This window comes from Streptomyces sp. NPDC048462, from assembly GCF_043200175.1.
Classification (GTDB): domain Bacteria; phylum Actinomycetota; class Actinomycetes; order Streptomycetales; family Streptomycetaceae; genus Streptomyces.
This window is the reverse complement of record NZ_JBICXG010000008.1, coordinates 231,769-245,149: the sequence shown is the minus strand read 5'-3', so window position 1 is coordinate 245,149 and position 13,381 is coordinate 231,769. Positions and strand designations below refer to the sequence as shown.

At 70.6% G+C, this 13,381-nt stretch carries 13 protein-coding genes; 6 read left to right on the top strand and 7 right to left on the bottom strand.

Annotation, left to right across the window (positions count from 1 at the left end; genetic code table 11):
• Nucleotides 1-60 precede the first annotated feature (60 nt).
• From ACGFU6_RS16820 to ACGFU6_RS16805, 4 genes are all read left to right on the top strand, one after another.
• A complete protein-coding gene (locus ACGFU6_RS16820) occupies nt 61-702 on the top strand; it encodes a TetR/AcrR family transcriptional regulator (protein ID WP_393611505.1) in 642 nt (213 codons plus the stop codon).
• Nucleotides 703-832: 130 nt separating this feature from the next.
• Nucleotides 833-1,681 (top strand): 3-hydroxyacyl-CoA dehydrogenase family protein, encoded by an 849-nt coding sequence (locus ACGFU6_RS16815; protein ID WP_393611588.1) that lies wholly within the window; start codon nt 833-835, stop codon nt 1,679-1,681.
• 260 nt (nt 1,682-1,941) lie between these two features.
• Complete coding sequence (locus ACGFU6_RS16810) at nt 1,942-2,265, top strand: STAS domain-containing protein (protein ID WP_111338216.1); 324 nt, start codon at nt 1,942-1,944, stop codon at nt 2,263-2,265.
• Between the two features lie 241 nt (nt 2,266-2,506).
• Nucleotides 2,507-4,987 (top strand): ATP-binding protein, encoded by a 2,481-nt coding sequence (locus ACGFU6_RS16805; RefSeq protein ID WP_393611503.1) that lies wholly within the window; start codon nt 2,507-2,509, stop codon nt 4,985-4,987.
• A gap of 158 nt (nt 4,988-5,145) precedes the next feature.
• Here the strand turns inward: ACGFU6_RS16805 and nucS are convergent, their stop codons facing one another.
• Entirely contained in the window at nt 5,146-5,817 is a 672-nt protein-coding gene (gene nucS, locus ACGFU6_RS16800) for an endonuclease NucS (RefSeq protein ID WP_123523497.1), read from the bottom strand.
• A 263-nt stretch (nt 5,818-6,080) separates the two neighbouring features.
• On the opposite strand from nucS, the gene ACGFU6_RS16795 reads away from it, so the two are divergent.
• The gene (locus ACGFU6_RS16795; RefSeq protein WP_024490852.1) at nt 6,081-6,473 is read left to right on the top strand and encodes an SCO5389 family protein; all 393 of its coding nucleotides are present in this window, start codon (nt 6,081-6,083) and stop codon (nt 6,471-6,473) included.
• 90 nt (nt 6,474-6,563) lie between these two features.
• On the opposite strand, the gene ACGFU6_RS16790 is transcribed toward ACGFU6_RS16795, so the two are convergent.
• Nucleotides 6,564-7,607: an LLM class flavin-dependent oxidoreductase gene (locus tag ACGFU6_RS16790; protein WP_123523496.1), complete on the bottom strand. Its 1,044-nt coding sequence runs from the start codon at nt 7,605-7,607 to the stop codon at nt 6,564-6,566.
• Between the two features lie 210 nt (nt 7,608-7,817).
• On the opposite strand from ACGFU6_RS16790, the gene ACGFU6_RS16785 reads away from it, so the two are divergent.
• Nucleotides 7,818-8,147 (top strand): ATP/GTP-binding protein, encoded by a 330-nt coding sequence (locus ACGFU6_RS16785; protein ID WP_393611501.1) that lies wholly within the window; start codon nt 7,818-7,820, stop codon nt 8,145-8,147.
• A gap of 43 nt (nt 8,148-8,190) precedes the next feature.
• Here the strand turns inward: ACGFU6_RS16785 and ACGFU6_RS16780 are convergent, their stop codons facing one another.
• The 5 genes from ACGFU6_RS16780 to ACGFU6_RS16760 all read right to left on the bottom strand — a co-directional run bounded on the left by ACGFU6_RS16780 (nt 8,191) and on the right by ACGFU6_RS16760 (nt 13,354).
• The gene (locus ACGFU6_RS16780; RefSeq protein ID WP_393611499.1) at nt 8,191-9,072 is read right to left on the bottom strand and encodes an ABC transporter permease; all 882 of its coding nucleotides are present in this window, start codon (nt 9,070-9,072) and stop codon (nt 8,191-8,193) included.
• Complete coding sequence (locus ACGFU6_RS16775; RefSeq protein ID WP_393611498.1) at nt 9,069-10,310, bottom strand: ATP-binding cassette domain-containing protein; 1,242 nt, start codon at nt 10,308-10,310, stop codon at nt 9,069-9,071. Before ACGFU6_RS16775 ends, ACGFU6_RS16780 begins: the two co-directional genes overlap by 4 nt.
• Before the next feature lie 172 nt (nt 10,311-10,482).
• A complete protein-coding gene (locus ACGFU6_RS16770; protein WP_393611496.1) occupies nt 10,483-11,262 on the bottom strand; it encodes an ABC transporter permease subunit in 780 nt (259 codons plus the stop codon).
• 5 nt (nt 11,263-11,267) lie between these two features.
• Complete coding sequence (locus tag ACGFU6_RS16765; protein WP_393611494.1) at nt 11,268-12,296, bottom strand: ATP-binding cassette domain-containing protein; 1,029 nt, start codon at nt 12,294-12,296, stop codon at nt 11,268-11,270.
• Nucleotides 12,297-12,415: 119 nt separating this feature from the next.
• Nucleotides 12,416-13,354: a cellulose-binding protein gene (locus tag ACGFU6_RS16760; protein WP_393611493.1), complete on the bottom strand. Its 939-nt coding sequence runs from the start codon at nt 13,352-13,354 to the stop codon at nt 12,416-12,418.
• Nucleotides 13,355-13,381 lie beyond the last annotated feature (27 nt).

The following is a 13,381-nucleotide window of genomic DNA, read 5'->3' as shown; positions in this document are numbered from 1 at the left end:
CTGAAAAATTGCAATGACACCAAAAATTCATGGACCCCAGAGAGGTCATAGGGTGGGGGCATGGCTGAGGGACTCAGGGAGCGCAAGAAGCGCCGGACCAGACAGCACCTCTCGGACGTGGCCACCGGTCTCTTCCTCGACCGGGGCTTCGACGCGGTCACCATCGCGGAGGTCGCCCGCGCCGCCGACGTCTCGGTGAACACGGTCTACAACTACTTCCCGGCCAAGGAGGACCTCTTCCTGGACCGCAGCCAAGGCATCGTCGAACGCCTCTCGCGGTACGTCCGCGGCCGGGACCGGGGCGAGTCCGCCGCCGACGCCGTCCTGCGCGAACTGCGCATCCAGGTGGAGGGCGTGTCGCCCGCCGTCGGCCTGATGGAGGGGTACGAACGCTTCATGCGGGTCATCGAGGGCGCCGACAGCCTCAAGGCCCGCCTCTGGCACGTACAGCAGGAGGCCCTCCAGCACCTGGAGGCGACGCTCCTGGAGGAGTGCGGCGCGGAGCCCGGGGACCGGACTCCGGTCCTGGTGGCCGGTCAGCTCTCCTGGGTGCACAGCACGCTCATGGCGTACATCGGACGCGAGATGGTGGCGGGCCGCCGGGCCGCCGAGGTGTCCAGGGACGCCCTCGTCCTGCTCGACGACATCGAGGACCTGCTGGGCGAAAAGGTGCTCAACTACGCCCGGCGCACCGCCGAATGACGCATCCCGGTGTGATGTCCGTCATTTGAGACGTGACGCGCATCTCTTCGCTGCCCCAGCGCCCCTCACGGGGACTAACCTCCGCCGGAGAGCATGGAACAGGAACCGTATGGAAAGCAGGGGTGCCAACGTGGCCAGGAAGCTCGCCGTCATCGGAGCCGGACTCATGGGGTCCGGTATCGCGCAGGTCTCCGCCCAGGCGGGCTGGGACGTCGTGCTGCGTGATGTCACCGACGCGGCCCTGAACCGGGGCCGTGACGGCATCAGCGCTTCCTGTGACAGGTTCGTCTCCAAGGGCAAGCTCGCGGCCGCCGACGCCGAGGCCGCGCTCGCCCGCATCACCACGACCACCGATCTCGACGCGGTCGCCGACGCGGACGTCGTCGTCGAGGCGGTCTTCGAGAAGCTGGAGGTGAAGCACGAGATCTTCCGGGCCCTCGACAAGATCGTCCGGGACGACGCCGTGCTCGCCTCCAACACCTCCGCCATCCCGATCACCAAGATCGCGGCCGTGACGGAGCGCCCGGAGCGCGTCGTCGGTGTGCACTTCTTCTCGCCGGTCCCGATGATGCAGCTCTGCGAGCTCGTGCGCGGCTACAAGACGAGCGACGAAACCCTGGCCACCGCACGCGAGTTCGCCGAGTCGGTCGGCAAGACCTGCATCGTGGTCAACCGCGACGTGGCCGGCTTCGTCACCACCCGGCTGATCTCGGCGCTGGTCGTCGAGGCCGCCAAGCTGTACGAGTCGGGCGTCGCCTCGGCCGAGGACATCGACATCGCCTGCAAGCTCGGTTTCGGCCACGCCATGGGCCCGCTCGCCACCGCGGACCTGACCGGCGTCGACATCCTGCTGCACGCCACCGGCAACATCTACACCGAGTCCCAGGACGAGAAGTTCGCCGCTCCGGAGCTGATGCGCCGGATGGTCGACGCAGGTGACATCGGCCGCAAGAGCGGGCAGGGTTTTTACACCTACTGATCGTTTCTGGTCCTCCGGTGTCTGATTCGCCGTCAATCAGGCCCGGAGGACCCGGGGGTCGCCCCCCGCGATCATCGGATCCGTACAAGCCACGCATCGGATCCACCTCGGATCCACGGCGGACCCGGTTCACTCCACGGAGTGAATTCGGTATCGGTTCGCTTACAGACGGCAACTTCCCTGTCGCTGCCGCAGTCAGTTGGGGCAGAGACAGTTTCAGACAGACGGACCTTGCTACGGGGCATTCAAGGGGAGCGCATATGCACATCAGGGGCGACCACGCCGAGCTGGTCGTCGGGGGCCGCCTCGACGTCCGAAGCGCGGCGGACGCCCGTACGGTCCTGCACACGGCGCTCGACGACGGAGTCGGCGATCTGGTGCTGGACCTGACCGAGCTGGATTCATGGGATGCCACCGGACTCGGTGTCATCATGGGCGCGCACAGACGGGCCGGACGGGCCGGCCGGCGGCTGGTGCTCCGCGGGGTGCCGCCGCAGATGCAACGACTTCTGGTCGCCACCAGACTGCACCGCATCCTGGCCATCGAGGGCGGCATCGCGGCGGAGTCCCTGCCGCGCGTCTGAGGAACCCGGCGGTGGCGGACGCCCGGCCGCACCCCCGGGCCGATCCCGCACAATCCTCACGAGACCGTGATCTGTCGGGCGGCACGGCACCCCGGATGTTCGTAGATACTGTGCGAAGGTTTAGGGTTCGGCCGTCTGCCGATTGACGGACCCACCTGGCTGACACCGGACCGGAAGCAACAGCTGGACGTGCGAGGCCGGGAGGGACAACCGCGCTCGACGCGTCTTGGGGGCTTTGGCGATGGACCCGACACACCGGGGGCCGGAAGAGTACGGCCACGACAGCGACGACTCCGCGCAGGACGCCGGCCGCCGGCGGCCCTCACGCGATCCGCTGACGCCTGATTTCGGTCAGCAAACACCGCAACAGGCACGTATCGTCCAGCTCATATCGGGCGGCCTCCTGCTCACGGTCAACCCGGTCGACGGCAGCGAGGTCGAACCGGTCCGGCCGGGCGAGCACCCCGACGAGCCGGTCCGGCGCACCCCCGCCGAGCGCACCGACCGCGAACGCGCCGCCGCGCCCCCCGTGCCGCCCGGACCCCCCGCCCCGCAGCTGCCCCTCCTGGAGCGCGACGGTGAACGCGAGCGGCTGGTGCGCCTGCTGGCCCGCGGACGCTCGGTACGGCTCACCGGACCGGCCGGATCCGGCCGAACCGCGCTCCTGGACGCGGTCGCCGCGGACTGCGCGCAACTCGCACCGGACGGGGTCGTACGGCTCAACGGCCACAAGCGGACCGTCACCGACCTGCTGCACGGGCTCTTCGACGCCGTCCACGACGCACCGCTGCACCGCCCGGACCGCACGCTGCTGCTGGAGACACTGCGCACCACCGGCGCCGTGGTCGTCCTGGACGACCTGGAGTTCGGCGGCGCCGCGCTGGACGAACTGTTCGACGCGACGCCCGAATGCGCCTTCCTGCTCGCCGCGACGCCCGACGTCGCCGCGCCGGACGCCGACTCCCACCTCGAAGAGGTCTTCCTCACCGGGCTCGACCGCGACGCCTCGGTCGTCCTGATGGAACGGGTGGTGGAGCGGCCGCTCACCGAGGAGGAGGCCAACTGGGCGGGCGACCTCTGGTTTGAGTCCGAGGGACTCCCGCTGCGCTTCGTCCAGGCGGGCGCCCTGCTGCGCCAGCGCGACCTGCTGCGCGCCGACTCCACCGCGTACGACGAGTACGGCTACCTCGACAGCCGGCCCGCCGAGGCACCGCTGCCCGCCGAGCCCCTCGATGTGCCGCTGCCCAGCCTCGGGGAGGGCGCCGCGCCCGCCGCGCTGCTCGCCTCACGGCTGAGCGGCGCCGCGCACGACACCCTGCGCTTCGCGGTCGCGCTGGGCGGCGAGGTGCCGCACCAGGCACATCTGCCGGCCCTCGTGGGGGACACCCACGCCGATGCCGCGCTCGGGGAACTGGCCGGCTGCGGACTGCTCTCCCCGGCCGGATCCCGCTACCGGCTGGCCGCCGGGGTGCTCGCCCAGCTGGCGGCCGCCGGATACGGGGAGGACGCCACGGGCCGGGCCCGTACGGCCGCCCAGCACTACGCCTGGTGGGCCGGTCACCCCTCGGTCACCCCCGCACGCGCGGTCGCCGAGGCCGACGCGATCGTCGCGGCGATGACCCAACTGGTGCCGGGGGACGGCGCCGGACAGACCAGCGTCGCCGTGCTGCTGGCCCGCAGCGCCTCGCCCGCCTTCGCGGCGGGTCTGCACTGGAGCGCCTGGGAGAAGGCCCTGCGGATCGGCCAGGAAGCCGCCCGGATCGCCGGTGAGGTGGCCGAAGAGGCCTACTTCCACCACGAGCTGGGCGTACTCGCACTCTGCACCGGCAATCCGGACCGGGCCAGGGCCGAGCTGGAGACCTCCATCAGCATGCGCGGGGCGCTCGCCGACAAGCCGGGAGCCGTGGCCGGGCGCCGGGCGCTCGCCCTGGTCGACGACCTTGCCGGCACCGCGGTGGTGGGGCAGCTCCCGGTGGGCGAGGAGGCACCGGCGAGCCGGTTCGAGGCGTCGCCCGCCGGCCCGACGTCCGTCATACCGGTCACCATGCGGGCGCCGTACGCGGACGAGACCACCGTCCTGCCCCGGCAGACCGCTCCGAAGGGCCCCGGCAGCGGGCCGGCCGGGCGCCTCGCGGTGCTGGGCGGGGCGCGCCGCAACCTGGTCGCCGCGGGAGCGGGTGTGCTGCTGGCCGGGGTGCTCGGCACGGTGGTGACGCTCGGACTGACGTCGAACAGCGATCCGCAGGACGACCCCGCCGTCTCGACCGAGCAGTCGGTGAGCGAGGGCGACGACAGCGAGAACGAGGTCCCGGCCGAGGAGCCGACGGACCGGACGGCCCCGTCCAGCCCGGCGACCGGCTCCACCGCGTCGACACCCGGGCCGACGGGCACCGGGTCCGCGCCGGCCGGGAGAGGGAGTTCGTCCCCGGGGTCGAGTGCCCCGCAGGACACCCCGTCGTCCCCGGGGAAGCCGTCGAGCGACAGGCCGAGCCCGACGGACACGGCGTCCGAGTCGACCGAGCCGTCGGAGTCCGAGTCGGAGGAGCCGCCGGCGAGCGAGACGCCGACCACGCCGCCGCCGGCGAGCGATTCGCCGTCGCCCACGGACACCGCGACGGACGAGCCGAGCGAGTCCGACTCGTCGGCGAGCGGGCCCTCGGGGGCGATGAGCGCGAGTGCGGAGGGGTCGGGGGAGCCGTCGGGCAGCCCGTCGGTCCTCTGAGGGACGGGCTGCGGGTGCGGGCGCCTGGGCCGGGCGCCTCGTCCTCAATCGCCGGACGGGCTTGAAATGCCGCCCGTCCGGCGGGGTCCCGGTCTCCGGGACGAGGTGATGTCCTCAATCGCCGGACGGGCTCGATGCGGTTGCTGTGTGCCCGGAGGTCAGAACAGCCGGAGTTTGTCGTCCTCGATGCCGCGCATCGCGTTGTAGTCGAGGACCACACAGCCGATTCCCCGGTCCGTCGCCAGCACGCGGGCCTGTGGCTTGATCTCCTGGGCGGCGAAGATGCCCTTCACCGGGGCGAGATGCGGATCGCGGTTGAGCAGCTCCAGATAGCGGGTCAGCTGCTCCACGCCGTCGATGTCGCCACGTCGCTTCAGCTCGACGGCCACGGTCTGCCCGTCGGCGTCGCGGCACAGGATGTCGACCGGGCCGATGGCGGTGAAGTACTCGCGGCGGATCAGGGTGTAGCCCTCGCCGAGGGTCTCGATCCGGTCAGCGAGCAGTTCCTGCAGGTGCGCTTCCACGCCGTCCTTGATCAGGCCCGGATCGACGCCCAGTTCGTGGGACGAGTCGTGGAGGATTTCCTCCATCGTGATGATCAGTTTTTCGCCCGCCTTGTTCACCACGGTCCAGACGCCCTCGGTGTCGTCGGCGCCCTCTTTCAGGGTGCAGGGCGGTGACATCCAGTTGAGCGGTTTGTACGCCCTGTCGTCGGCGTGGATCGACACGCTTCCGTCCGCCTTCACCAGGATCAGACGGGGAGCGGAGGGCAGGTGGGCCGTGAGCCGGCCCGCGTAGTCCACGGAGCAGCGGGCGATGACGAGACGCATGGTGGGCAACGCTACTCGACGACTGGTGGTCGACGCGATTCACCCACCCGTCACTCCGCCCTCGCCCGTACCTGACCGAATCTGGCTTGTCCGTCTTTGAACCCCTTCGTTATTGGCCGGTTGTGTTCCCAATCTCCTGGTGCGGCCCGGACTGCACCCTTACCGTGGATGCAGGAGGTCGCCGTCTGTGCACGCTGCGTCGCCGTCCTCCTTCCCTGCCCGTAAGGCCCCGGCCCTCCGTCGGGGTCGCGAGAGGAGAACCCATGTCGCTCGACGTCTCACCGGCGCTGTTGGAACAGGCCGAGCGAGGCGAGGTCGACGAAGCCGACTTCGTCGACTGCGTCCGGACCTCCCTGCCCTTCGCGTGGGAGATGATCAGCTCGCTGGTGGCTCAGCTGAAGGTCGACGGCGGCGAGTTCGCCGACAACCAGACGCCGCCGCCCAGCGAGCAGGCACGCGGCCAGCTGCTGCGTGCACTCGCAAGTGACGCGATACGCGGCGCGCTGCAGCGGCACTTCGGGGTGCGTCTGGCATTCCAGAACTGCCACCGCGTCGCGGTGTTCCCGCTGGACGCCTCGGTCGACGACCGGCTGGCCAAGTTCACCTCGGTGAGGGGCCAGTTGCTCAACCAGTCGCCCGAACTACGGGACTGCTGAACGACTCTGCTGCCGTCCCGGGCCGCGGGAGGTGCGACTGGTCCGGGGCGGCAGCTCCCCCTCTTACGACGGAAGAGCGTATTCCGGCGGTCATTTCAGGAGCGGCAGCACCTCTGTGCCCAGCCGCGCTACGTTCTCCTCCGTGGCCACCAGATCTCCCGAACCTTCGACCAGGAGCGCGAACCGGGTGATACCCGTGCGCTCCGCCGTGGCCGCGAGCCGGTCCGCGGCGAGCCGGGGCGGGCCCACCGGGTGAATACCGCACAGCATCTCCGTATAGCCGACCGGGTCCCGCATCACCCGGTGCCGGCCGTCGACCGTGACATGGGCGTCGAGGCCCTGGCGCAGCCAGCCGGGCATCGCCTTCACGAGGGTCTCGGTGGCGTCCTCGGTGCGGTCCGCGATCTGGGCCACCCCGGCCGATACGTGCCCGGCCCGCCGCACGCTCTCCGGCGAGCGGCCCGCGGCCAGTGCGGCGGTCCGCCAGAGGCCGACCATCTCGGCCTTCTCCTCGTCCCCGCAGTGCATCCCGAGCAGCATCGGCAGGCCGTTCTCGGCCGCGAGCCGCACGCTCTTGGGCGAGGTGCACGCGACGACCACCTCGGGACCGCCGGGGTTCTCACCGCTCTCCGGGTCGAACAGCTCGTCGGCCCGGGGCACCACCGCCACCTCGGGGAAGCCGTAACGCTCCCCACGGCCCGCCACACGCGGTTCGCGCAGCCAGTCGAGCAACAGCCCCAGGGACTCCGGGAAGCCCGTCTCGTAGGCCTCCAGGCCGCCGCCGAACACCTCCAGGTCGATCCAGGGGCCGCCCCGGCCGACGCCGAGGACGAACCGGCCGCCACTGGTGAGGTGGAGCAGCGCGGCCTGCTCGCCGAGCGCGACCGGATGCTGTGTCGGCAGCACGCTCACCGCGGTGCCCACCCGGATCCTGCGGGTGCGGCCGAGCAGCAGCGCGGCCAGTGTCACCGCGGACGGGCAAACCCCGTACGGCACGAAATGATGTTCTGCCAGCCAGACCGAGTCGAGTCCGGACTCCTCCGCGACCTCGGCGGACCGGATCGCGCGATGCAGCGCTTCCCCCGGCCCCTGCCCCGGGAACTGGGCTGCCAGTACAAACGTTCCCACACGCATCGCCTAATGCCTCCTTGCGGCCGACGCGGCTCTCCCCTGCTGGCAACAACGTCTGACACGTGCCAAAGGCACGGTCGGTCATGAAGTTGTTGCGATTTTCCGGTAACCCGTCCCGCCCCGGGTCCGGCGGTGCGCGGTGCGGTACGTATGCCCCGGCCGAATGGCCCTACGCTGGACGGGAACTGCCCAGCCTGCCCCGTGAGGTGTCACGTGTCCCCGCGCCGCAACCGCCCCCGAGGCGGCGAGAGCCCCACCGATAGCGCCGGCGCGGTGGGGGACCGGTACGGGGGTGGCGGGCGCGCGGAGGAGTGGCAGGGCGAGGACTGGTCCGTCCGCCCGGTGAGCGGTGCGAGCGCGGCGGGCAAGCGCTACCGGTGCCCCGGCTGCGACCAGGAGATCCCCTCCGGCGTCCCGCACCTGGTGGCCTGGCCCGAGTACGGCGGCATCGACGACCGCAGGCACTGGCACAAGGCGTGCTGGAACGCGCGGGACCGCCGCACCACCCGGGTGCAGCGGTCCAGGAACGCGCCTCGCTACTGAACCGGCGTCCCGCCCTCGGTGCAGGTCACCGGGCGGTGGCCGGTCAGACGTCGCGGCGGCTCATCGCGAGATAGGCGCCGCCCATGGCCAGGGCGGTCACCCCGAGAATGATCCACAGCGGTTCCCAGCCGGACGGTCCCGACCCGGTGACCGAGGTGTCGTAGAAATTGCTGAGCTGGTTGGGGATCGAATACTCCAGGAGCCACTTCTGGACCCTCGCGAGCGACTCGGCGAACATGAAGATCGCCAGGACGAGCGGCAGCAGCACCACGCCGATCATGAGCGTGATCGCACCCGCCGAGTGCCGGATCAGCGCGCCGACCGCCAGCGAGAGCAGCCCCAGCGTCGCGGTGTAGAGGCCGACCCCGACCGTGCTGCGCAGCCAGTCCGCACCGCTGGGCGCATCGGCGTCCAGGATGGCCGTCTGGAGCACCGCGACCACCGAGGTCATCACGGTGGTCAGGACGAAGGTGAGCAGGAAGAAGACGATGGCCTTCGCGCCGAGCACCCGGCCGGGGCTGGGGCAGGCAGTCATCGTCGTGCGGATCATCCCGGTGCCGTACTCCGAGGCGATCGTCATCACGCCCAGCGTGATCACGCAGATCGAGCCGAGCAGCACGCCGAAGAAGCCGAGGCTGAGCACCGGGGTGGAGCCCAGGTCGGTGTCCGACGCGTCTACGGCGATGGCCGAGAGCAGGCCGATGGCGAGCAGCAGCACGATCTGGACGCCGAGCGTCCACATCGTCGAGCGCACCGAACGGATCTTGGTCCACTCGGAGGCGAGCGCATCGGCGAGGGTGGCCCGGCGCACCGGGATCGGCGAGGTGTAGAAGCCGGCCCCCGCGTACTGCTGCGGTGCGGGCGGCTGCTGGTACTGGTACGCCTGCTGCTGGAACGGCGTCTGCGGCGTGGACGGCGTTGTCATCGGGGGTCCTCGCTGGTGTCGCGCGCGGTCAGGTCTGCCGGAGCCGCGGCGGGCGCTGCCGGGGCGGGAGCAGGAGCGGTGGGGGCGGGGGCAGGAGCGGCGGGTGCGACGGGGGGCGCCACCGGCGGCTGGGCCGGGGCTGCGGCCGCTGGGCCGCCGGGGCCGGGCGGGTTCGCGTACGGGTTGTCCCCGGGCGGCGGCGGGGCGTACCAGCCCTGCTGCGGCACCTCGGGGGCGGCGGCCTGCGGCGGGGCGTACCCGGGGTGCGGCTGCCCGTATCCCGCCGTCGGCTGCGGCGGTTGCAGCCCCGCCCGCTGGTCCACCGTCGAGCGGTAGTCCACGGCGCCCTGCGTCAGCCGCATGTACGCCTCCTCCAGCGAGGCCTGGTGGGGCGACAGCTCCCACAGCCGTACGTCGGAGTCATGGGCGAGATCGCTGATCCGGGGCAGCTTCAGCCCGGTGATGCGCAGTGCGCCGTCCGGCTCGGGCATGACCTGGCCGCCGGCCTCGGTGAGGGTGGCGGTGAGCTTCTCCCGCTGCTCGGAGCCGTTGTCCTGGACGCGGACCCGGGCGAAGTCGGCCGAGTTGGCCGAGATGAAGTCCGTGATGCTCATATCGGCCATGAGCTGGCCCCGGCCGATCACGATCAGATGGTCGGCGGTGAGTGCCATCTCGCTCATGAGGTGGCTGGAGACGAAGACCGTGCGGCCCTCGGAGGCCAGCATCTTCATCAGGTTGCGGACCCAGAGGATGCCTTCCGGGTCGAGGCCGTTGACCGGTTCGTCGAAGAGCAGCACCTGCGGGTCGCCCAGCAGCGCGGCAGCGATGCCCAGCCGCTGCCCCATTCCGAGCGAGAAGCCCTTGGAGCGCTTGCGGGCGACGTCCTGGAGGCCGACGACACCGAGCACCTCGTCGACCCGTGTGGGGGGAATCCCGGCGAGCTGGGCCAGCGAGAGCAGGTGGTTGCGGGCGCTGCGGCCACCGTGCACCGCCTTGGCGTCCAGCAGGGCGCCCACCTGGCGCGGCGCGTTCGGCAGGCTGCGGTAGGCGTGGCCACCGATCGTCACATGACCGGCGGTCGGCCGGTCCAGGCCGAGCATCATCCGCATGGTCGTTGATTTGCCCGACCCGTTGGGACCGAGGAACCCGGTGACGGTGCCTGGCCGCACCTGGAAGGAAAGGTTGTACACGGCCGTCTTCGCGCCATAGCGCTTGGTCAGGCCGACTGCCTCGATCATGCTCCAGCCCCATCGACTTATCTGTCGTCGGGGCCCAGGCCGTCCGGCCGCACGGCCCCCGTAAGAGTTAGGAGGATAACCAGGCCTTTACGGTTCCGGCCAAGCCGTTGCGGCGGCGCGCCCCCGCCGGAGGCCTCGGACCGGGGTCCGAGGCCTCCGGCGGGGGCGGCTGTCAGGCGTCCCGCTTCTTGAGTACGAGGAAGGCGCCGATCACCGCGGCCGCCACCCACGCCACCATGATCAGCAGCCCGGCCCACGGCCCGTAGGGCGCCGGATCGCTGTTCATCGCGTCGGGCACCACCTGCATGATCTTGGAACCGGCCTGGTCGGGGAAGTACTGGGCCACCTTCTTGGCGCCGGGCACCGCCGACAGGATCTGCGAGACCAGGAAGAAGAACGGCATCAGGATGCCGAGCGACAGCATCGAGCTGCGCAGCATCGTCGCCACCGCCATGGAGAAGACCGCGATCAGCCCCATGTAGATGCCGCCGCCGAAGACCGCCCGCAGCACGTTGTCCGCGCCGAGGTCCGTGCCGTGGTCGCCCAGCAGGGCCTGGCCGAGGAAGAACGTGACGAAGCTGGTGGCCAGACCGACCACCAGGGCCAGCACCCCGGCCACCAGCATCTTGCTGAAGAGGAACGTGGTGCGCTGCGGCACGGCCGCCAGCGAGACGCGGATCATGCCCGAGCTGTACTCCGTGCCGACCACCAGGACACCGAAGACCACCATCGCCAGCTGACCGAGGATCATCCCGGAGAAGCTGATGAAGGTGGGGTCGAAGGTGGCCCGCTCCGCGTCGGAGAGGTCGTTGAACTGGGAGTTCATCACCGCGCAGAGGGCGGCGCCCATCGCCACGGTGACGACGAACGCGGAGATCAGCGTCCAGGTGGTCGAGGAGACCGTACGGATCTTGGTCCATTCGGAGGTCAGGACCGCGGGTACCGATGCCATCGTCGTCATGCCCCCTTTCCGGTGCCGGGGGCGCCGGGAGTGCCGTCGGGAGGACCGGGGGCGGCGCCGGGCGGCTGATCCCACTGGTCGCCCCAGTGCGGTCCCACCTGCGGTGGCGCGGCTCCTCGTTCCGAGTGTGCGTGGTACTCCACCGAGTCCGCCGTCATCTGCATGAACGCCTCCTCCAGCGAGGCCCGCTGGGAACTGAGCTCATGCAGCACGATGGAGTGCCGGGCGGCCAGCTCGCCCAGGTCCTCGGTGGTGGCGCCGTCGATCTCCAGCGTGCCGTTGCCCGACTCGACCGCGACGAGGCCCTCCTCGTGCAGTACGTCGCGCAGCCGCTCCTGCTGCGGCGAGCGCAGCCGTACGTAGCTGCGGGAGTTCTGGTGGATGAAGTCGGCCATCGAGGTGTCGGCCAGCAGCCTGCCCTGGCCGATCACGATCAGATGATCCGCCGTCAGCGCCATCTCGCTCATCAGGTGCGAGGAGACGAAGATCGTCCGGCCTTCGGCGGCGAGCGCCTTCATCAGGTTCCGGATCCAGTGGATGCCCTCCGGGTCCAGACCGTTGACGGGTTCGTCGAACATCAGGATCTCGGGATCACCGAGCAGCGCCGAGGCGATACCCAGCCGCTGCCCCATTCCGAGCGAGAAGCCCTTGGACTTCTTCTTCGCCACCGCGCTCAGTCCGACGGTGTCCAGCACCTCGGCCACCCGGCTCTGCGGAATGCGGTTGCTCTGCGCGAGACAGAGCAGGTTGTTGTACGCGCTGCGACCGCCGTGCATCGATTTGGCGTCGAGCAGCGCACCGATGTACTTCAGGGGTTCTTCCAGCTCGCGGTAGTGCTTGCCGTCGATCCGCACCGATCCGCTGGTGGGGTTGTCGAGATCGAGCATCATCCGCATGGTGGTGGACTTGCCCGCCCCGTTGGGACCCAGAAAACCCGTCACCATTCCCGGCTTGATCCGGCACGACAACTGGTCGACGGCAACCTTGCTGCCGAAACGCTTGGTGAGGCCATCGAGCTCGATCATGCGTTCACGCTAGAACGGCCGCGCGCCCGGCGCCACCAGAAAGGCGGAACCGGGCGCGTCGGAATCGGACCGGCCGGTGTGTCGGGGGACCACCGGTCGCTGCCGCGTCGTTCCTGACGTCAGCGGGTCTGCTGGGCCGGAACGCCGCGCGAGGCGGGCTCCTCGTCGGCGGGGGTGCCGGCGGCGGCCACGGCGGCGCCGGTCAGCGTCGCCAGCATCTCGCGGACGTTGGTCAGCTGCGCGTTGATCGAGTCGCGGCGGTTGGTGAGCGCCGCCAGCTCGCGCTCGGACTCGCTGCGGATCCGGTCGGCCTTCGCGTTGGCGTCGGCCACGATGTCCTCGGACTGGCGCTGCGCGGTCTCCACCGTCTGACGGGCCCGGCGCTCGGCGTCCGTACGGAGCTTCTCGGCCTCCAGGCGGAGCTGCTCGGCGCGGTGCTCGATCTCGGCCAGACGCTTCTCGGCCTTGGCCTGACGGGAGGCGAGGTCGCGCTCCGACTGGTCGCGGCGCTTGGCCAGGTTGGTCTCGAAGTCCGCGGCGGCCTGGGCGGCCTTGGCGCGGGTCTCCTCGAAGAGCGCGTCGGCCTCCTCGCGCTTCTGCGAGGCGTCCTTCTGCGCGTCCGAGCGGAGCGTGGTGGCCTCGCCCTTTGCCTTCTCGACGATGCGGACGCCGTCGTCCTCGGCCTTGGTCTTGCGCTCCGCGGCGAACGTCTCGGCGTCGTTGCGGACCTGCTGGGCCGCGGACTCGGCGAGTTCGCGGTGCTGCTCGGCGGCGCGACGGGCCTCTTCTCGCAGGTCCTTCGCCTCCTCCTCGGCAAGGCGGAGAATCTTCTCCACGCGCGCGCCGAGACCGGCGTACGACGGCTCCGCGTCGTTCACCTGGGCCTGTGCGTTCTGCGTTTCGAGGTGCAGCTCCTCGATGCGCTTTTCCAGCGAGGTGATGCGGGTGAGAGCACTATCACGGTCGGCGACGATCTTGGTAATGCGGTCATCCACCTGACCGCGGTCGTAACCACGCCGCACGAGCTCGAAGCCGAAGGGGGAGGAAGGGTCACTCATGGGGTTCCTGTCGAAGTAAGACCGGTG